Annotated in this window: 15 protein-coding genes; 9 read left to right on the top strand and 6 right to left on the bottom strand. The window is 43.8% G+C overall.

The features are described 5' to 3' along the window. Positions 1-20: 20 nt before the first annotated feature. Positions 21-2,894 carry a beta-phosphoglucomutase gene (pgmB, locus tag MAS10914_RS0125830; protein ID WP_017318844.1) on the top strand — a complete coding sequence of 958 codons (2,874 nt, stop codon included), beginning with the start codon at positions 21-23 and terminating at the stop codon, positions 2,892-2,894. Between the two features lie 95 nt (positions 2,895-2,989). On the opposite strand, the gene MAS10914_RS0125825 is transcribed toward pgmB, so the two are convergent. Further along, positions 2,990-4,963, bottom strand: a complete 1,974-nt coding sequence (locus tag MAS10914_RS0125825; protein ID WP_017318843.1) for an AAA-like domain-containing protein — start codon at positions 4,961-4,963, stop codon at positions 2,990-2,992. A gap of 635 nt (positions 4,964-5,598) precedes the next feature. Between MAS10914_RS0125825 and MAS10914_RS0125820 the strand changes: the two genes are divergently transcribed. The 4 genes from MAS10914_RS0125820 to MAS10914_RS0125805 all read left to right on the top strand — a co-directional run bounded on the left by MAS10914_RS0125820 (position 5,599) and on the right by MAS10914_RS0125805 (position 10,102). Beyond that, complete coding sequence (locus MAS10914_RS0125820; RefSeq protein WP_017318842.1) at positions 5,599-6,183, top strand: cytochrome b/b6 domain-containing protein; 585 nt, start codon at positions 5,599-5,601, stop codon at positions 6,181-6,183. A 69-nt stretch (positions 6,184-6,252) separates the two neighbouring features. Beyond that, complete coding sequence (locus MAS10914_RS0125815) at positions 6,253-6,975, top strand: molybdopterin-dependent oxidoreductase (protein WP_017318841.1); 723 nt, start codon at positions 6,253-6,255, stop codon at positions 6,973-6,975. Positions 6,976-7,005: 30 nt separating this feature from the next. Continuing rightward, positions 7,006-8,448, top strand: coding sequence for a bifunctional orotidine-5'-phosphate decarboxylase/orotate phosphoribosyltransferase (locus MAS10914_RS0125810; protein ID WP_017318840.1), 1,443 nt, complete (start codon positions 7,006-7,008; stop codon positions 8,446-8,448). Positions 8,449-9,136: 688 nt separating this feature from the next. Next, positions 9,137-10,102 carry an orange carotenoid protein N-terminal domain-containing protein gene (locus MAS10914_RS0125805; protein WP_017318839.1) on the top strand — a complete coding sequence of 322 codons (966 nt, stop codon included), beginning with the start codon at positions 9,137-9,139 and terminating at the stop codon, positions 10,100-10,102. Positions 10,103-10,353: 251 nt separating this feature from the next. Here MAS10914_RS0125805 and MAS10914_RS0125800 read toward each other — a convergent pair whose 3' ends face one another. Then, positions 10,354-11,589: an LL-diaminopimelate aminotransferase gene (locus tag MAS10914_RS0125800; RefSeq protein ID WP_017318838.1), complete on the bottom strand. Its 1,236-nt coding sequence runs from the start codon at positions 11,587-11,589 to the stop codon at positions 10,354-10,356. 160 nt (positions 11,590-11,749) lie between these two features. Here MAS10914_RS0125800 and MAS10914_RS0125795 point away from each other — a divergent pair, with 160 nt between their 5' ends. Further along, entirely contained in the window at positions 11,750-11,992 is a 243-nt protein-coding gene (locus MAS10914_RS0125795; protein WP_017318837.1) for a CopG family ribbon-helix-helix protein, read from the top strand. Next, positions 11,982-12,260, top strand: coding sequence for a type II toxin-antitoxin system RelE/ParE family toxin (locus MAS10914_RS0125790; RefSeq protein ID WP_017318836.1), 279 nt, complete (start codon positions 11,982-11,984; stop codon positions 12,258-12,260). The genes MAS10914_RS0125795 and MAS10914_RS0125790 overlap by 11 nt, the downstream gene beginning before the upstream one ends. A gap of 35 nt (positions 12,261-12,295) precedes the next feature. On the opposite strand, the gene mtnC is transcribed toward MAS10914_RS0125790, so the two are convergent. From mtnC to MAS10914_RS31775, 3 genes are all read right to left on the bottom strand, one after another. Beyond that, positions 12,296-13,024: an acireductone synthase gene (gene mtnC / locus MAS10914_RS0125785; protein WP_017318835.1), complete on the bottom strand. Its 729-nt coding sequence runs from the start codon at positions 13,022-13,024 to the stop codon at positions 12,296-12,298. 68 nt (positions 13,025-13,092) lie between these two features. After that, positions 13,093-13,551 carry a pentapeptide repeat-containing protein gene (locus tag MAS10914_RS0125780; protein WP_232224285.1) on the bottom strand — a complete coding sequence of 153 codons (459 nt, stop codon included), beginning with the start codon at positions 13,549-13,551 and terminating at the stop codon, positions 13,093-13,095. Between the two features lie 224 nt (positions 13,552-13,775). Further along, positions 13,776-14,243, bottom strand: a complete 468-nt coding sequence (locus MAS10914_RS31775; protein WP_017318833.1) for a tRNA 2-thiocytidine biosynthesis protein TtcA — start codon at positions 14,241-14,243, stop codon at positions 13,776-13,778. Between the two features lie 55 nt (positions 14,244-14,298). Between MAS10914_RS31775 and MAS10914_RS0125770 the strand changes: the two genes are divergently transcribed. Continuing rightward, complete coding sequence (locus tag MAS10914_RS0125770) at positions 14,299-15,003, top strand: TIGR04283 family arsenosugar biosynthesis glycosyltransferase (RefSeq protein WP_017318832.1); 705 nt, start codon at positions 14,299-14,301, stop codon at positions 15,001-15,003. Between the two features lie 235 nt (positions 15,004-15,238). Then, positions 15,239-16,783, top strand: a complete 1,545-nt coding sequence (locus tag MAS10914_RS0125765; protein WP_017318831.1) for a mercuric reductase — start codon at positions 15,239-15,241, stop codon at positions 16,781-16,783. Between the two features lie 665 nt (positions 16,784-17,448). Here MAS10914_RS0125765 and MAS10914_RS0125760 read toward each other — a convergent pair. After that, positions 17,449-18,684: a PAS domain S-box protein gene (locus MAS10914_RS0125760; RefSeq protein WP_017318830.1), complete on the bottom strand. Its 1,236-nt coding sequence runs from the start codon at positions 18,682-18,684 to the stop codon at positions 17,449-17,451. Positions 18,685-18,995 lie beyond the last annotated feature (311 nt).

Raw genomic sequence — 18,995 nt, 5'->3', positions numbered from 1 at the left:
CTCAAAAACCCTGGTTTGTTATGGATAAAACAGATTATTCCCACCACTTTATTTATACAGATTGGACACTCATCGAAACTCAGCTAAACCCCAACAAGACTCACCACAGAGAAACTGTTTTCACAATTGGCAACGGTTATCTGGGAACGCGGGGTAGTTTTGAGGAAGGTTTTACTCATGCATTGCCAGCGACCTTCATTCACGGGGTCTATGATAATGTTCCTCTTGTCTACACAGAACTTGCCAACTGTCCTGACTGGTTGCCATTGGTTGTGAGTGTCGATGGCGATCGCTTCCGCACCGAACGCGGCGAGATATTGAGCTATGAGCGGCAGCTTGACCTCCGTCGTGGTATTGTGAGCCGTAAGATACGCTGGCGCAGTCCAGGCGGTAAGACCATAGACCTCTACTTTGAACGTTTCGCGAGTCGAGCGGATGAGCATGTGTTGGGGTTGCGCTGTCAGTTAACGCCTGTAGATTGTGACGTTTTGATTGAAGTTCAGGGTAGCATCAACGGCTATCCCGAAAATCAAGGTTTCAACCACTGGGAATGGATAGACCAGGGCAAGACCGACCAAGGAACTTGGCTACACCTGCGGACTCGCAACACCCGCATTAGTTTGGGCATGGCTGCTGGAATGACAGTATCGGGAACTGACGCCGCGATACAAGTCACCAGTCCACCAGGCTATCCGACTTTGACCAGCACATTCCAAGCTTCTTCAGGACAGACCATAACGGTGGATAAGCTGGTGACAGTTTTTACATCGCGAGAGGTGGAGAATGCTTTGCAAGCAGCTTGTGATAAACTTGTTCAACTGCCTGCTTATTCGGCGCTCATAGATGCCCATGAACAAGCATGGGATGAAGCGTGGCACAAAAGCGACATTATAATTGAGGGAGATACGAAGGCACAACTTGCCGTCCGTTACAGTATCTTTCAATTGCTCATCAGCGCCCCACAGTATGATGATAAAGTGAGTATCCCAGCGAAAACGCTTTCAGGTTTTGGCTATCGCGGTCATATATTTTGGGATACCGAAATTTTTATCCTGCCCTTTTTCATTTACACTCAACCAAAACTTGCTCGCAACTTGCTCAGTTACCGCTACCATACGTTAAATGGTGCGAGACGCAAGGCATTACATTACGGGTATAAGGGGGCAATGTATGCTTGGGAAAGCGCGGATACGGGTGATGAAGTAACACCGCGTTGGTTGCCTCCTAATGATTTTTACGGAGAAGACATCCGGATTTGGTGTCGCGATCGCGAAATCCACATTAGTGCTGATATCACTTACGCCGTCTGGTACTATTGGCAAGCAAGTGGCGACGACGAGTGGATGCGGGACTGCGGCGCGGAAATTATTCTAGATACCGCTGTCTTCTGGGGGAGTCGTGTTGAGTATGACACCAAGGACGAACGGTATGAAATTCGCGGTGTGATTGGAGCAGATGAGTACCACGAGTTTGCAGACAACAACGCCTTCACGAACCGCCTGGTGCAATGGCACTTACAGAAAGCGCTCTTAGTCTATGACTGGCTGCGTAACATTTACCCCGACCGAGCTAGTACACTAGAGCGGCAACTGCAACTCACCTCAGGACGGATTTCTCGTTGGCAAGACATCATCAATAATATATGGATTCCCTACGACCCATCGACAGGACTTATTGAGCAGTCCGAGGGATTTTTCCAATTAGAAGATATCAACTTGGCTGACTATGAACCACGTACGCGCTCAATTCAAGCCATTATAGGTATTGAAGCAGGGAACAAGCGGCAGGTGCTTAAACAGCCAGATGTGTTGATGCTTCTCTATTTAATGCGGCAATCACAGGAATTTCCCTACACCCAAGAAATGCTGCAGAAAAACTGGGACTACTATGCACCTCGTACGGACATTACTTATGGCTCATCTCTTGGACCTGCGATTCACGCCATCTTAGCCTCAGATTTGGGCAAATCAACAGAGGCTTACGAACGGTTTATGCAAGCCGCATTGGTAGATATAGAAGATGTTCGTGGCAACGCTGAGGATGGGATTCATGGGGCTAGTGCTGGTGGTGTTTGGCAAGCAGTAATTCTAGGTTTTGGTGGTGTCCAACTTGCAGAAGATAGACCAACAGCAACGCCACAACTGCCTCCGGGGTGGAAACGTTTGCAGTTTAAACTTCACTGGCGTGGCGAGTGGCACGAGTTTGACCTGCGTCCAGGGCAAGATCACCTGGCGCCTCTCAATATCCGGGGAGTTATCTTCGATTTGGATGGTGTTCTCACAGATACAGCAGAATACCACTACTTAGGCTGGCAAAAGCTGGCAGATGAAGAGGGACTGCCCTTTACTCGTCAAGCAAACGAAGCTCTGCGGGGTGTGTCTCGCCGGGAGTCGCTGCTCAAGATAGTTGGTAGCAAAAAATACTCAGAAGCACAATTCCAAGAGATGATGGACCGCAAGAACCGCTACTATGTGGAATATATCCAGACAATGACACCAGCGGATTTATTGCCGGGGACAATTGTGTTGTTGGATGAGTTGAGGCAAGCTGGTATTAAGATAGCTCTTGGCTCTGCAAGTAAAAATGCTCGAACGGTGATAGAGAAACTGGGTATTAGCGATCGCATTGATATAATTGCAGACGGTTACAGTGTGCAGCGTCCAAAGCCAGCACCAGATCTGTTTCTCTATGCTGCCGACCAGCTAGGACTCGAACCTGAGCAATGTATCGTTGTAGAAGATGCAGCAGCAGGCATTGAAGCTGCTCTCGCGGCTGGAATGTGGGCTGTAGGACTTGGTCCTACTGAACGAGTGGGAGCGGCTCACGTTGTTTTACCTAGTCTTGCAGGCGTCCACTGGGCAGAACTACGAGACAAATTGAGCAGCAGTAAGTAATGAGCAGTGAATTCTCCTCACTGAAGTTATGGGTATTTTCTACTCACAATTCGCTTGCTCGTCTCCATATTTAATAACAATTAATAACAAAGCGTTCACCCCTCAAGGGGTGGGCGCTCTGCGCCATCGCGTTCTTTTTGTTTTGCTTGAGTAAGAGCTTTTTCAGCAGCATTTATAAGAGCGCCAGGGTCAGTTTCCGACTCTGGAATCATGCTAGCAACACCCAAACTCACAGTTAAAACATTAGCTGGAAGACCACCGACGCCAGGATATTCGTAAGCAATCTTCAAAGCTTTGACTTGCTCGCGGATTTTTTCAGCGATAGATATAGCAGTCATAGCATCTGTTTGAGCGAGAATGGCAAATTCTTCACCATCATAACGAGCTACTAATACAGAACTACGTTCATAACTGGCATATGAAGTACTCTTAACAGTGCTAGGTTGTGAGAAGCTGCTCAGACGCTTCACGCAATTATAAACAACATTAGCAATTTGTCGTAAACAATCATCTCCTGCTGTATTTCCGTAGTTCTTTTTATAAATTTTAAAAAAGTCAATTTCGCACAAAATCAGTGACAGGGGAGTGCATTCGCGAGCGGCTTTTTTCCACTTTATTTGCAAGTAGGTGTGAAAGGTGCGGCGACTGATGAGTTGAGTCAGTTCATCCACAGCAGAGAGAACTTGTAATTGCTGGTTCTCTTTTTCCAACTGATTCACAACAGAATTGTTCCAATCCTCTGTTACTTTAAGCTGCTCTCTAAAGTAGAGACGATATAATTCATATGTGGGATAACAGTAATCACCTTGCAAGTTAACTAATCCCATACTCTGTAATTTATATGCAACCACTGGCTCTAATTTCAGAGGATTTGTAGCAGAAATCACCTCACCAAAAGCAGCTTCCAATTCTGGCTGCTCTCGCAGTGCTAGCATATACTGCCTTAAATACTCATTGTAAATCCCTGCTTTTGTTGGTGCTTGTTGCAACAACTGCTCCAGATCCCGTTGTAACCCCCCCTGACCCATGAGGTGATACAAAGCCAGTCGAACTAAGTAAGGATGTCCCCCTACCATTGCCATCAATTTTTCAACTTCGGAACCATTTGTCCAATCTAGTCCATGACGTTGTGCTAAATCTTGCACCTGCTCTTTTGTAAACGGCGGTAACTTTAGTGGTAACCCGATATTCAAAGGTGATTGAGTCAATCTCGGGAGAACAAAAATTTCCGCTGAATAAGCGAGGACAAAACGAAGTTTTTGCCAAATCTCTACCCCTTTGGCTTGCTCGTACCAAAAGCGTAGCAGTGGTAGAAACTCGTTGGCAATTTCTGGATACTCAAAGACCCAATCTACCCCGTTTAAGACCAGGACAAGGGGATTTTCGAGAGTAGATAGTATATACTCTTGGAAATACAAAGAGCAGCTGACTTTACTGCCAATTTCCTCATCCCAATAATCACTAAGTTTTACTTCTAGCCTTAACTTCCGAGTGACATTGGCGCAGAACCAGCGCAAAAATTTATCGATATTGGCAAAGACTGCTTTATCTGCTTCCTGAAAGTCCAAACTGACAGTGCTGTATTCAAGATTTGCTGCGTGAACAAGAATTCGTAAAATGAGGGAACTCTTACCCATCTTTTTGGGAGCTTTAATGCAGATGACACTCCCAGGTTCTGCTATTTCTGCGTAAGCAAGTTCCTCAATTGGTGGACGAGGGATATAAAATCTAGAATTAAGGGATACCGGACCACTAGGAAATTCTAGGGATATGGCGATGGCTGTACGGTTGAATTCCTGAATTAACTGCTGTTGCGCTCTATTTAGGCAGCGAGATTCTAAAGTTTGACGAAAGTTAGATTTATTAATAGGTTCTTGCCAAACTTCACTCAGCAATTGCCATAAATGAGATGCTACTTTTCTGACTCTCTCTTCTCCGTAGTGGGCTTCATACGCTATACTGATATAAGTCTTGCCATCCCATGAAGAGCGCAGCACTATTTCTTGGAGTGGGGTTAAAGCGTTTGGAAGGATTGCTTTTAGTAGCAGTACAACTTCATCTATAGTCATCAGTCATTGGGTCCGACTTCGGTGTAAGAATTCCCTAAATAATTTTTCTTTGTTAAATAAAGTTTAAGTAATGAAGATAACCCTAATGTAGCCCCCTGACTAAAGATGACAGTTAGTCTTTTCAAAAAAAAGCTACAAAGTACTATTGACAATTCTTCTAAATTATGAAAATAGATACCATATTAGGTAATAGCTTTTTTTAAAAAAAGTACTCTAGTTTAGAATATCGTAACGTTACATACTAATTTTTCAAAATTTTTAGACAGTAGATGAACGAAATGTAGCCAATTTTTTCTTTATGAATGCGTTGACGACCAAAAGAGTGGTTACATCCCTCGGTGTACGTGTTCTCTGGCTGCAATTCAAATGAGTGATAAATCTGAGTGATCTCTCACCTAATGATACAAGGGTTAAAAAAATATTAACAAATTAGACACTTTCCATGTTTATACTGTCGTCAGGGGCTTAGACGGCTGAGGAGCTATAGGATATCTTCCTCATCGTACAGCAGTTATGTATATCGAAGAATTGGCCACCAATCAATGGGAGTTACAGCTTTCATCGCTCCTTGCGCTCCTACTCAACCCATATATGTAAGCTAGATGTGAACGCGCTTATCTAGAACTTCGACTTTTATGCATACAACTCGTAAGTTGCCAACTCAAGCAATAGGAGCAAAAATTTTCCACTGGATTAACATTATTAGTTTGTTTATTATGCTGACCAGTGGACTGCAAATTTACAACGCCAATCCCGTTTTTGGTGGACGAGCAGGTTGGCACATTCCCCCTATATTTACTTTAGGTGGTTGGCTCGCCGGAGGTAGACACTGGCACTTTGCGGCTATGTGGCTATTTTCGCTTAATCTTATGTGGTATGGAATTTATATTTTCATCAGTCGGCGCTGGCGACATCGGTTTGTGGGTGTTAATGACCTCAAAGCATTGCAAAAAAGTAAAAATTCCAAACGCCTAATTTATGCTTGGCATCGCATTTTATATACAGCCATTATTCCTATTTTGCTGCTAGCTTTATTAACAGGTATAGGTATGTACAAACCCGCTCAATTTCCTTGGATTGTAGATATGTTTGGCAGTTGGCAAGCACTGCGAATTGTTCACTTTTCTTCAGTACCAATACTTATTTTATTTGTCATGGCTCACTTTTTGTTAGGGCGTAAGGCTGGAGGTGAGGAGTTAACTGAATCAATGTTTTGGTAAACTAACCGTAGAAGAAGAGTGGGGGAGTGGGGGAAGAAAACTAATGACGAATAAATAATGACTAATTCTATGAAATTAATTTCTGTAAATCGTCCTGAATTATCACGCCGTGAATTTCTAAAAATTTCTGGACTCTCTAGCATGGGTTTTCTTCTGGGTGGATGTGGCACACCACTATTTGAAGATGTTGTGGGCAAAGTTTCTGAACCACTTAATCAGAAGGTTGAAGCTTTCCTCTTTAACTCACAAAAGCCAGTCCCAGAATTTTCTCCTCGTGAGATTCAAGCAGAATCTTTGTTAATTAATAGCTTCAGGTCTACTCCAACTATTGACCAGGCAAAATATCGTTTAATTGTTGATGGTGAAGTAAATAATCCTCTTAGCTTGAATTTAGCAGAAATTCAATTTTTGCCCCTAACTTCCATGATTATTCGCCATGTTTGTGTAGAGGGTTGGGCGGCAATTGTACAATGGGGAGGTATTCGTCTGCGAGAAATTGTTGCTCTTGCCCAGCCTAAGGCAAATGTTCAGTATGTTTACTTCAAATCAGCCGATGGCTACTATTCAAGCTGGGATATTGCTTCAGCTTTGCATCCCCAAACTTTGTTAGCTTATCAAAAAAACGGTGAATTTTTGCCAGTTGAAAATGGTGCGCCTTTGCGTTTAGCTTCTCCTATTAAACTTGGATATAAGCAAAGTAAGTGGGTCATTCAAATTACACTTGTGAGTCAGTTGTCTCGTTTTAAGGGCTATTGGGAAGACCAAGGTTACGAATGGTTTGCAGGGCTTTGAAAATTTTTTATCGTTTAAAAAAAAGCAAGTATGAACTTTTTTGATAAATTAAATCAGTCAATTTCACAAAATCAGAGTTTACTATTTGTAGGGCTAGACCCCAACCCAGAAATGATGCCCACCCGCTACAAATCTCAAGATATCATTTCTGGGTTGTGGGATTGGTTACAATTCATTATTTCTGAAACAGTCGATAAAGTCTGTGTCTATAAGCCTACACTAGGATTTTATGAAGCTTTGGGTGCTCCAGGTTTAGAATTGCTGCATCGAACTCTAGCAGCTATCCCCACCCAGATTCCGATTATTTTAGACGCCAAACACGGTGATTTAAACACAAGTACTATCTTTGCCCGAACTGTGTTTGCCCAATGGGGTGTAGATGCAATAACATTGAGTCCTTATATAGGACAAGATCATGTAGCCCCTTTTTTGGTTTTCCCAGATAAGGCTGTTTTTATTTTGTGCTGTACTTCTAATCCTACTGCTGCTCCTTTACAGCAATATCCTTCAACTGAGTCACCTCTTTATTTGCAAGTGGTTAAGGAATCAAAAAGTTGGGGAACTCCAGAACAACTGGGTTTAGAAGTGGGAACTACGAATCCTGATATTTTGGCACGTATTCGCGCAGTTGCCCCCGAACGAATTATCATGACTCGTAGTATCTGGGCAGAAGGTAACAACCTTTCTAAAATTTTAGCAGCTGGTCTTGATGCTAACGGTGATGGTCTACTCATTCCTGTTCCTCAAGATATGTTGACAGAGGAAAATTTATCTGAACAAGTCCAGTCTTTGCAATTAGAAATTAATCAAGCAAAAACTGAAATTACCAATGATGCTTCTAGTTGTTCTGTATGGTTCCCTGATGTTTGTTTATTGGAACAACACCCCCAACAAGACTTGATTTTGCAACTTTATGATATCGGTTGCATTATATTTGGTGATTATGTGCAAGCATCTGGTGCCACATTTTCTTATTATGTTGATTTACGAAAAATCATTTCCAATCCGCAAGTTTTTAATCAAGTTCTCAATGCCTATGAGGAGATATTGAAAAGCTTGAAATTTGATAGAGTCGCAGGTATTCCCTACGGTTCTTTACCAACAGCAACTGGTTTAGCCTTACGTCTCAATTGTCCAATGATTTTCCCTCGCAAAGAAGTCAAAGCACATGGAACTCGAAGGTTAATTGAAGGGGAGTTTTATCCAGGCGAGACGGTTGTTGTTGTTGATGATATTCTCATCAGCGGAAAAAGTGTAATGGAAGGAGCAGAAAAGGTAAAATCTGTGGGATTAAATGTCAATGACATCGTGGTGTTTATCGACCATGGACAAGGGGTGAAAGACCGATTACAAGAAAATGGTTATCGAGGTCATGCCGTTTTAACAATGTCGGAAATTACAGAAACACTCTATCAAGCTCAACGAATTAATGAGGAGCAATATTTATCTTTGAGCGAAAAGCCATCGCTTTAGAAGGCGACTGGCGTCCCGTCTCTACAAAGGTTATCGCTAGGGAGATTATCCGAAGCGGATTGCTATCACTGCCCCTAATTCATTCAAATCTGTCATCTATCACAAGGTAGAAAGTAGGTTGCAATCAGGGCTGAAATGTACGCCGTAGGTATCAATTTGAATATCTTGACAGCAAGATACATTGAGTTAATGCTGAGGTCATTGCTCCGTACCGCAATACGCGATGTTCAGCAATCCTGATAAGTTATAGAGCCTGATTTGCCGAAAGTCTGCACAAATCAGGTGAATCGGGATTTTGGGTTATCACTGGGTTGCCAGTAGTCTTACTGCTATTTTAAATAAACTTTACAAAAGTTAAACTAACTGTTACATTAGTTTACGAAGCGGATGAAACCACAGGTCAAGGGTTTCCATGAGCACGAAGCCACGTCATTCATGACTAAGGTGAGCGCCACCGCTATGACCCAGATGTACTTGCACGCGTAGCTCCCGGGTTGGCTTCACTGCGCTTGCAGAAAAACTCAATGTGCACGCAAAGTACCATAATTGGTTTTGTCTTGCTCTTGGCGCTCCCTAGGGTTCTGACTAGACACGGCTTGATGGGGGAGCCTGCCTGTTTAGTACTTGAACCTCCTACGCTCTGATTTTGAAAGCAACAAGTTAATAAACAAACCAGGAGATTCTGACGATGTCCTTTTCTATCGAGTCGGCGCAAAAGATTTTCTCTGGCACTCAAGTTCCTAGCCCAATTCCAGCCACCATAGCACTGTTCGATCAACTTAGCGTTGACGATAAACTGGCATTACTCTGGTTTGCCTACACTGAACTAGGTCGTTCAATCACTCCCGCAGCACCTGGAGCTGCACGTCTGCAATTAGCAGAAGGACTGCTAAACCAAATTAAGCAGATGTCTAATGACGAGCAAACCCAACTCATGCGGGATCTTGCTGCTTATGTAGACACTCCCATCAGCCGGTCCTATGCCAACTTTAGTGTCAACACCAAGCTAGCTTTTTGGTTTGAGTTAGGAGAGTTGATGAAAAAGGGCATTGTTGCTCCCATCCCTCCTGGCTATCAAATCACTCAGGGTGTCAAAGTCGTGCTAGAAGCCATCCAGAAACTCGATCCAGGTCAGCAAATTACAGTACTTCGTAATACTGTAATAAACATGGGATTCGAGCCTGAGGTGAATTCCAGTGGGTACGCAAAAGCTGCTAAAGAACCCATGTTTCCGCGTACTCAGCCAGCTCCTCAGCTCACAGTTGAAGGCATCACAGAACCTGCTGTATTGAGCTATTTTGAGGCTCTCAACGCAGACAACTTCGACGCTGCTATTGCTTTATTTACTCCCGACGGTGCTGTGCAACCGCCATTCCAGAAGCCGATTGTTGGTCGTGAGTCGATCGCGGCTTATATGCGTGCAGAAGCACAGGGACTCAATATTATGCCGGAGCAGGGTATAAGCGAGTCTCTACCAGATGGCTCTAAGCAGCTCAAAATCACAGGCAAAGTCCAAACTCCTTGGTTCGGTGTCCAAGTTGGAATGAACATTGCATGGCGGTTCTTACTCAATCCCGAAGGCAAAATTTTCTTCGTGGCAATTGATATGCTGGCATCTCCTCAAGAATTGATGAATTTGCGTCCTACTAAGTAGAGCGATTGGGCGCTTGGGCGAAGCCCAGCGCCTTCTGCAAACAACCCGCTAATCTGACTTGCTCGTCTAACCCTGAGCAACCTGCATCACCAGGTCATAAGCTTACTCATTCGTCAGATTGAGTTTATGTAGGGGAATGAGAGAGTAAAGCACCATAATAAATCTCGAAAGATGCGTTACGGACTTCGTCCTAACACATCCTACAATTCTTTTATGGCATTCATGCAAGAGGTACTCTAAAACCGCTCGCCCTACACCTTAAACTTCTCCGTAATCCGCTGCATCGCCTCCTCCACATTCTCCCGACTGTTGAACGCCGAAATGCGGAAGTAGCCTTCACCCGCAGCACCAAACCCAGAACCGGGTGTGCCTACAACATTGCAGGTATGCAGCAACTTATCGAAGAAATCCCAACTGGACAAACCATGGGGTGTTTTCACCCAGACGTATGGCGCATTCTCACCGCCAAAAACTCCTAATCCCGCATCTGTGAGTTTCTTGCAAATAATTCTCGCATTTTCGAGATAAAAATTGACTAATTGCTTAATTTGTGCTTGTCCTTCTTCCGAGTAAACTGCTTCGGCTCCGCGTTGCACAATGTAGGATACACCATTAAACTTGGTGGACTGGCGACGGTTCCACAGCTTCCACAGTTCGACATCGGAACCATCGGCTGCTTTTGCTGTTAAAGTTTTCGGCATAACTGTGAAAGCACACCGGGTTCCGGTAAAGCCTGCATTTTTGGAGAAGGAGCGAAACTCGATCGCACACTCCCTTGCTCCTTCTATCTCGTAGATGGAGTGGGGAATTTCTGAATCGGTAATGTAAGCCTCGTAAGCTGCATCGAAGAAAATGATTGAGCCATTTGCTCTAGCATAGTCCACCCATGCCTTCAGGTGTTCTTTAGTGGCGATCGCTCCTGTGGGGTTATTCGGAAAGCAGAGGTAAATTAAATCGACTTTTTGAGAAGGAATCGTTGGTGTGAAGTGGTTCTCAGCCGTAATTGGCAGATAAACTAAGCCCTCGAACTCGCCGCTATCGTTGGCGGCTCCAGTATTTCCCACCATCACGTTGGTGTCTACATACACCGGATAAACGGGGTCAGTCACGGCGATGATGTTGTCATTGCCGAAGATGTCGAGAATGTTGCCATTATCGCACTTAGAGCCGTCGGAGATGAAGATTTCGGATGCATCAACTTCGCATCCCCGCGCTTGGAAATCTTGTGCGGCTATTTTCTCCCGCAACCAAGCATAACCTTGTTCTGGACCATAGCCTTGAAAGGTAGCGCGATCGCCCATTTCTTCAACCGCCTTAATCATTGCTGTGCGGCAAGCTTCTGGCAGTGGTTCTGTGACGTCACCAATGCCCAATTTGATTATTTTAGCATTACTGTTGGCTTCGGCGAAGACATTGACCCGTCGCGCAATTTCGGGAAACAGATAACCAGCTTTCAGCTTGAGGTAGTTGTCGTTAATCGTTGCCATAGTTCATTGTTACAAATGCTTTAAAATAGCTTACTGCAATTGCTATATGTGATTGGATGAATGATTTATTGAACAAACCTCGCAATTTATTATATTGCAATGCGTTGCAATGCATGGCATAATTTTATTATGCGTTTTACTCCTGAAAAGGGAGATAGCTATGAGCAAAGAGAATATTACATTTCGCCTTGATAACGAAAAAAAAGCGGCACTCGATGCGATCGCCTCAGGAATGGATCGAGACCGAAGTTATGTGCTTAATGAAGCAATCAGCCTGTATTTGGATATGTACCAGTGGCAAATACAAGAAATTCAAAAAGGTATTGCAGAAGCAGAAGCGGGAGATTTTGCTAGCGAGGAAGAAGTACAAGCAGTATTTGCAAAGTTAAATAATGCAAGTTAGATGGCTCAAGAAAGCACTGCGAAACTTAGAGCAGATGCATCAATACATTTCTGAAGACAGTCCTGAAGCAGCAGTACAAATCATCCAGAAAATTCAGGTAGGAGTAGATCAACTAGCATCTTTTCCGAACATGGGAAGGGTTGGTCGAGTGGAAGGAACAAGAGAACTAGTCATCCCCAACACTCCTTATTTTCTTGTGTATCGAGTCAAGGGGACAACGGTAGAAATCTTACGGATTTTGCATGGCTCAAGAAAGTATCCTGAATAGGGCAATGCTGACTCAAACCTCTAGGACAAATTAAATCATAAGCTATCGAAATTTTGAATCGCTGCAAATCCTTCCGACTCCGACGAGTGATTCCCTGGGCGTATGGAAAAGAGCGTTTGCATTCCAGCAGCCTGTGCAGCTTTCAGTTCAGCGGTGACATCTGAAATAAAAAGAATTTTTTCTGGTGCGACTCCAATAGCATCGGCTATTTTTTGATAACTCTGCGCTTCCCGTTTAGAACCCGTTTGGGTGTCAAAGTAACCGCTGATAAAATTAGTCAAGTCTCCCTCTTCACTGTAACGAAAGAGGAGCTTTTGTGCTTGGGCACTACCAGAAGAGAAAATAAATAGCTGCTTGAGCGCAGTTGTCCAACGTTCAAACGCGGGTTTTACGTCTGCAAACATCTGCGATCGCAACCTCCCATCTCGATACCCTTGATTCCAAATCTTACCCTGCAACGATTTTAACCCTGTGGATTTGCGGTCGATAGCAATCAAATGGTGGATGTAAGGAACAGCCGCCGTCGCCTCTGTTCCTCGCCAATCAGGAACAGATAAGCCCTGCACCAAATCTATTTCGTACTCTTGTCTTAACCGTTGGATATCACTTTGAACCTCTGCATCTTGCTGATGTGCTGTGAGAAAATCAGCAACATGGTCACGAGCAAAGGGAAATAACACCCCAAAAACATAGTTAACTGGGGTAGTCGTGCCTTCAATATCCAAGAGGATAACGTCTGCTGTATCGGAATAGCGTGCAGTCATAACTAAATCAGGGAACAGTTAACAGTTAACAGTTAACACTAACAACTGAATAACTGATAACTGACAATTCAGCGACACCCCAAGCTGTCACGAGTTGACACGCCTGTCACCGGATTGACGCCATCAGCACGATCGCACATCAACTTGACTTCATAGGTATCAATAATTGCACCAGAAAAATCTGCCCCTGTAATCACCGCATCAAAGAAGCGACTGCTGCTGAGAATGGCATCAGTAAAAATGGCGTCCTTTAAATTGGCTTCAGCAAAGATGACGCGATCGGCAAATGTTTCCGTAAGATTAGCTCCGCTTAAGTCTGCCCGGTAGAATGAACCCTTAGTGATAATAGTTGTACTAAGATTCGCTCCTTGGAAATTTGCCTCCTGCATATTTGCACCAGCAAAGGAAGTTCCGTGCAAGTCTTTATTGGAAAAGTCCTGATATCGCAAGTCGGCGAACGTATAGTTGACGGTGTTTTCCTGTGCTAGAACAGCGGGGGTAGTTAGGAGCAAGTAGCAAAGAGTCATCACAAAAAGCAGCAGGACAGAGTAAGTAGAGCGTAATCTAGTTTTCATTTTCTGCTTCATTTTATATTACCTGAAAAAACTGTTGTAAGGGTATTTTGAACCGCAGATGGACGCAGATGGACGCAGATAAATTATCTGTGTGTATCTGTGGTTTGATATTAAATCAATTTTTTTTATAGACATATTGATTTGAATTTATTCTCATTTCGTCTCCTGTTGAGTATTTAGGCTGGCGAAATCGAATAACTAGGTATCGGCGAGATGGGATGGGCAAACATTCTGAAGGCTACTAAATATACTCTCAATTCTGCCGGGGTTTTCCCTTCTGGGATTACGCGTGTCACAATGCTGTAGGTGTCTTCTTCTACTATCCTGTAAGGTACTCCTAAAGATTCTAAATACTCTGGTAGTATGTGTTCTGGAAAACCTGGCTGTTTCTGATCCAAGTTGACTGCACGAATCTCAAAGTGTACTGGTGCTCTGCGTTGGAGGTTGAGGAGTAAATCGAGCATGGTGTAAGAATCTTTACCGCCTGATAGGCAGACCATAATGCGTGAAGCGGAGCTATCTCCCTCAGGTGAATCGCCATCCGAAATCATGTTGTAATCATGGATAGCCTTTCCTACCAAACTACGCAGGTGCGTCTCTAGTTTTTTAAAGGTCTTGGAAGTGAAAACCTCCGTTGCTTCCATGAACTATCTCCCTGTTTTAAGATTCTAAGAACAAATATACGGAGAAAGAATTACATTGTCAGAAATTGGGACTCAAAATCTAGACATCGCGAAAATTTCTATAATTATTCCGGTTCTCAATGAGGCAAGAAATATAAAACAAGCTATCGCCACTACTCAACAGAGTAGGAATGTGGAAGTGATTGTTGTAGATGGTGGCTCAAAAGATGACACAGTAGAAATAGCTAAATCATTAGGTGTAAAAGTTATCTTTGCTCCTCGTGGTCGTGCTGCTCAAATGAATGCAGGTGTGGTGGCTGCAACTGGTGAAATTCTGCTGTTTCTACATGCAGATACCCGCTTGAGTGCTGATTTTGACATCATGGTTCGCACAGCACTGCAACAGCCTGGCGTTGTGGCGGGTGCATTTGCAGTACGGATAGATGCGCCGTTGTGGAGTTTGCGGCTGGTGGAATGGGGGGTGAATTGGCGATCGCATTTTTTGCAAATGCCTTATGGGGATCAAGCCATTTTTTTGACTAAAGAAATATTTCACCGAATTGGTAACTTTCCCCAATTCCCTATTTTGGAAGACTTTGAACTGATACGACGCTTAAAACGGGCTGGAAAAATTACCATCATCCCTGTGCCTGTTTTAACATCTGCACGCCGATGGCTGAAAAACGGAGTTTTCCAAACCACCCTGACCAATCAAATCATCATTCTGTCTTATTTACTTGGTGTTTCTCCAAAGCAGATTGTCAGCTGGTTCCGACGCTAAAAATTTAAGAAAGGTTTTCAGTCCTTAAAAGGTATTCTTAAATGGGAATGGGAGTATCGCAATTGCATCCTCTGTTGTCTAATAGGGAAGTGCTTTGAGAGTATATGTCAAATTTATAACAAAAAAATAATTGCAAAACTTGTCATCCTTGTGAAGTTAGCATTCTAGATTTTTTCCTCTGCAAAAGTAACACCCATAAGGATTTTGCATTTCAATTCTCAAAGGAGGTACACCAATGTCAGAATTCCAAAGAGTTACAGTTCGCCCGATGGATGAGTATAACCAGACATTGGTTTCCTACGTACATCCACAGGATTGGGTCAATCCTCAACCTGCCGATTATTATGACTTAGTCGTTATTGGTGCGGGGACAGCAGGGTTGGTGGCGGCGGGAGGTGCAGCGCTGGTGGGTGTGGGTTTGAAAGTCGCATTGATTGAAAAGCACCTTATGGGTGGGGATTGTTTGAATTTTGGTTGCGTACCCTCCAAGACCATTATCCGGTCTTCTCGCGTGGTTGGTGAAATGTGGAATGCCAAACAATATGGAATTCACGCGCCCAAACATGTTGATGTTGATTTCCCGGAAGTGATGGGACGGATGCGGCGGATAAGGGCTGGGATCAGCCATCATGACTCAGCGGAGCGCTTTCAAAAGATGGGGGTGGATGTCTTCTTAGGGAGCGCTCAGTTTGTCAGCGACGATACCGTGGAAGTAGGTGACAAGACTCTCCGCTTTAAAAAAGCCGTAATTGCTACAGGAGCCAGAGCCGCGTCACCTTCCATCCCAGGAATTGAAGAAGCGGGTTATCTAACCCATGAAACAGTTTTTTCTCTGATCCAAAAACCGCAAAGGTTGGCGGTGATTGGTGGGGGTCCAATTGGCAGCGAATTGGCGCAGGCTTTTCGACGTTTGGGTTGTGAGGTGACACTTTTCCATAAAGGGACTCATATCCTGAATAAAGAAGATGCTGACGCAGCCGAGATTGTCCAAAAAGTCTTTATCCGCGAAGGAATTCGCTTGGTACTGAATTGCCAGATACAGAACGTGGAAAAGACCAACGAGGGGAAAACCGTTTACTTTACCTACGATGGTAAGCAAGATGTTGTCACAGTTGATGAAATTTTAGTCGGTACAGGACGCGCCCCAAATGTGGAAGGTTTGAATTTAGAAGCAGTCGGGGTAGAATACGACCAGCACCGGGGTGTGCAGGTGAATGATTACCTGCAAACCACGAATCCAAGGATTTATGCAGCTGGCGATATCTGCATGAACTGGAAGTTCACCCATGCAGCAGATGCAGCAGCCCGGATCGTCATCAGAAATGCGCTGTTTTCTCCTTTTGGTTTGGGACGACAAAAACTGAGCAGTTTAGTCATGCCTTGGGTCACTTATACCGATCCCGAGATTGCTCATGTAGGAATGTACGAACACCAGGCGCAGGAAATGGGTATTGATGTGGCGACGATTAAAATTCCTTTTAGTGATGTAGACCGAGCACTTGCCGATGGTGAAGAGGAAGGATTTCTCAAAATTCACCATCCAAAAGGGTCGGATAAAATTTTGGGCGCTACCATTGTCGCCCGTCATGCGGGTGAGATAATTTCACAGATAACGACGGCAATGGTTGGGAATCTTGGCTTGAATAAACTGAGTCAGGTGATTCATCCTTACCCAACTCAAGCTGAAGCCATTAGGAAGGCAGCAGATGCTTATTATCTCTCCACTGCCCTGACACCCAACATCAAACAACTGTTAGCGTGGGTGAATAAGTTTTCCTAAGTATTAGAGCCATGCATCGCACAAAATGGGCGTCAGAATAAAAGATGAACATTCGCAGTTCCACAACAAGCTGTCGTTAGGATTGCATAAGTTGTCGTTAGATCCGAACAAGCTGTCGTTAGATCACAACAAGCTGTCGTTAGATCCGAACAAGCTGTCGTTAGATCACAACAAGCTGTCGTTAGATCCGAACAAGCTGTCGTAACGAATAAAAATTCCGTGAAAGCGCCGTAACGTACCAGCAAACAAGATGGTGCGTTGAAAGCGCCGTAACCCAATACAGTTCATACCAAGTTACCTTCAAAAACCTCACCCCGCCAGGGCGGGGTGAGGTGATACGTATGAATGCAACGTGCGTATAAGGAGAGGGATGTCCGTAAAATCGATGCGATTAAAAGCGCTGTATATTTACATGATTTTTGTAAACAAACCAGGTTGTTTGGTTTCCTTCACTCTGCTGAGTGTTGCACCTGGTAGGTATGTTCTCAAATGTCACTTGCCAGTAATCTAAGGAGGTAGATGCCTCCTTTGACTTGTTGTGCCATTTGACTTTCTAAACTTGACAAAGCAAGTAGCTAAATTATTGCGATGGTAATCTGTCTCTAAATAACTTTAGATGAATGGTGCGTTACGGCTATCGCCTAACACACCCTACTGGCTGACTTTCAAAAATTGCTTTTGGAATTGGCGATTGGGGACAAGGGCTTGGGAATATTCTCCAGTTGCTCATCCCGAACTACAATATGATGTTTGGAGTCAAAACCAATTTTGCCTTGTTGTTGTAACTTGCCTATAAGTCGTGTAATCGTGACTCTGGTCGTGCTACACGCGCTTGCAAGTTCTTCATGAGTGAGGCGAACCAAAAGGCGAGTTCCCTGTGGTACTGGTTCACCAATTTCCTGTGTTAAAACCATTAACAATTGGTGAAAGCGGTCTTGTACCCGTCTTCTACCAGCGATCGCCAAAAAGGATTCTGTTTGCCGTAACCGTTGATTGATTTTTGGTAACAGGGTATGGCTGAGTGTTGGTGCAGCTGCAATTTCTGCAAGGTGAATTGACACTAACTCTACATCCGATAGGGCTGTTGCTTGGTAAATGTGTAGCGCGGTCAAAGTTGAACCAAAAACCATTCCCACTCCTGCCAACCCAACCATGACTTCTTCGCCCGTTTCACACAGCGTACTCAGCTTGACACAACCTTTACACACATACCAAATGACACCTGGGTTGAGGGGGATTAATTCTCCTTTGCAATATTTATGCCAAGGGCGGTCTAGAGTTAGGTCGCCGTCATTTTTCAACAGTCCTAATTCTACTTGCTTGCGCTCAGTAATATCACGCAAAAGCCAGCGTAGTCCTATTGGCTTATCTTGCTGATTGCGAATCACTCCCACTGTAAAGGCGGCGTCAAACAACTCGCCATCGCGTTTTTGTATGCGTACTACTAACTCTGTTACCTTGTTATATTCAGGTATCTGAATGAGGAAGCTGCGAAAGGTTTGACGGTCTTGTAGCGCTATGAAGTTAACAATTGGTTTGCCTACCAGATACTGCGGTTGTAAGTTAAGCAACTTAGCTGCGGTACGATTGGCTTCGCGAATCATACCTATGGTATTTGTCACCAAATATCCGTCTGGTGCAAACTCAAATAAATCCTGGTAGCGTTGGCGTTCCGCTTCTAGCAAATTTCGTGTTTGTATAAGTTCTTCATTCTGCTGATGTAGTTCTTCTGTAGCCACATTGACTATTTCCGAAGCGCTACCAAGTTCGATGAGAGCTTGCGGTAGCACATCAGCCATGATAGGCATTGTGTTCAGATTTTCGTATAAATCTGCTAAACGCCTATACATTCCCTTTGTGCGTTGAGTAAATTTGTCTATTTCTAACTTGTCTATATCCATTAGAAATTGCCACTCCCAAGCCAGCAAAAGTTGAACAAATATGCCACTTTATTGATCTGTAGGATGGACAGAAGCCAATTCAGCAACCCTACAAAACCAAATGATTGAATAATAAAATTAAATGACGCTATGCTGCACAGACTCACTAAATTAACTCTATAGCATTCCTAAATGATTTTTGAGAAGGTGGTAGGAGGTGTGAGGTATGATTTTTATCCCTATTTTCCAAATCACACCTATGCTCTACAATTTGATGACACTAATAGGATTGCTATATAAATTTACATTTAAACGTTTTCGGTCATTTCCTA

It is taken from the genome of Mastigocladopsis repens PCC 10914 (genome assembly GCF_000315565.1).
In the GTDB taxonomy this organism is placed as follows: Bacteria; Cyanobacteriota; Cyanobacteriia; order Cyanobacteriales; family Nostocaceae; genus Mastigocladopsis; species Mastigocladopsis repens.
This window is presented reverse-complemented; position numbering and strand designations above follow the sequence as displayed.

What these genes read in the sequence shown, in the direction of transcription:
- mtnC (WP_017318835.1), bottom strand. Translation starts at nt 13,024, where the DNA reads ATGACTGCACGCTATTCCGATACAGCAGACGTTATCCTCTTGGATATT.
- MAS10914_RS0125810 (WP_017318840.1), top strand. Translation starts at nt 7,006, where the DNA reads ATGAACTTTTTTGATAAATTAAATCAGTCAATTTCACAAAATCAGAGT.
- MAS10914_RS0125805 (WP_017318839.1), top strand. Translation starts at nt 9,137, where the DNA reads ATGTCCTTTTCTATCGAGTCGGCGCAAAAGATTTTCTCTGGCACTCAA.
- pgmB (WP_017318844.1), top strand. Translation starts at nt 21, where the DNA reads ATGGATAAAACAGATTATTCCCACCACTTTATTTATACAGATTGGACA.
- MAS10914_RS0125790 (WP_017318836.1), top strand. Translation starts at nt 11,982, where the DNA reads ATGCAAGTTAGATGGCTCAAGAAAGCACTGCGAAACTTAGAGCAGATG.
- MAS10914_RS0125800 (WP_017318838.1), bottom strand. Translation starts at nt 11,589, where the DNA reads ATGGCAACGATTAACGACAACTACCTCAAGCTGAAAGCTGGTTATCTG.
- MAS10914_RS0125780 (WP_232224285.1), bottom strand. Translation starts at nt 13,551, where the DNA reads ATGACTCTTTGCTACTTGCTCCTAACTACCCCCGCTGTTCTAGCACAG.
- MAS10914_RS0125760 (WP_017318830.1), bottom strand. Translation starts at nt 18,684, where the DNA reads ATGGATATAGACAAGTTAGAAATAGACAAATTTACTCAACGCACAAAG.
- MAS10914_RS31775 (WP_017318833.1), bottom strand. Translation starts at nt 14,243, where the DNA reads ATGGAAGCAACGGAGGTTTTCACTTCCAAGACCTTTAAAAAACTAGAG.
- MAS10914_RS0125825 (WP_017318843.1), bottom strand. Translation starts at nt 4,963, where the DNA reads ATGACTATAGATGAAGTTGTACTGCTACTAAAAGCAATCCTTCCAAAC.
- MAS10914_RS0125815 (WP_017318841.1), top strand. Translation starts at nt 6,253, where the DNA reads ATGAAATTAATTTCTGTAAATCGTCCTGAATTATCACGCCGTGAATTT.
- MAS10914_RS0125795 (WP_017318837.1), top strand. Translation starts at nt 11,750, where the DNA reads ATGAGCAAAGAGAATATTACATTTCGCCTTGATAACGAAAAAAAAGCG.
- MAS10914_RS0125820 (WP_017318842.1), top strand. Translation starts at nt 5,599, where the DNA reads ATGCATACAACTCGTAAGTTGCCAACTCAAGCAATAGGAGCAAAAATT.
- MAS10914_RS0125765 (WP_017318831.1), top strand. Translation starts at nt 15,239, where the DNA reads ATGTCAGAATTCCAAAGAGTTACAGTTCGCCCGATGGATGAGTATAAC.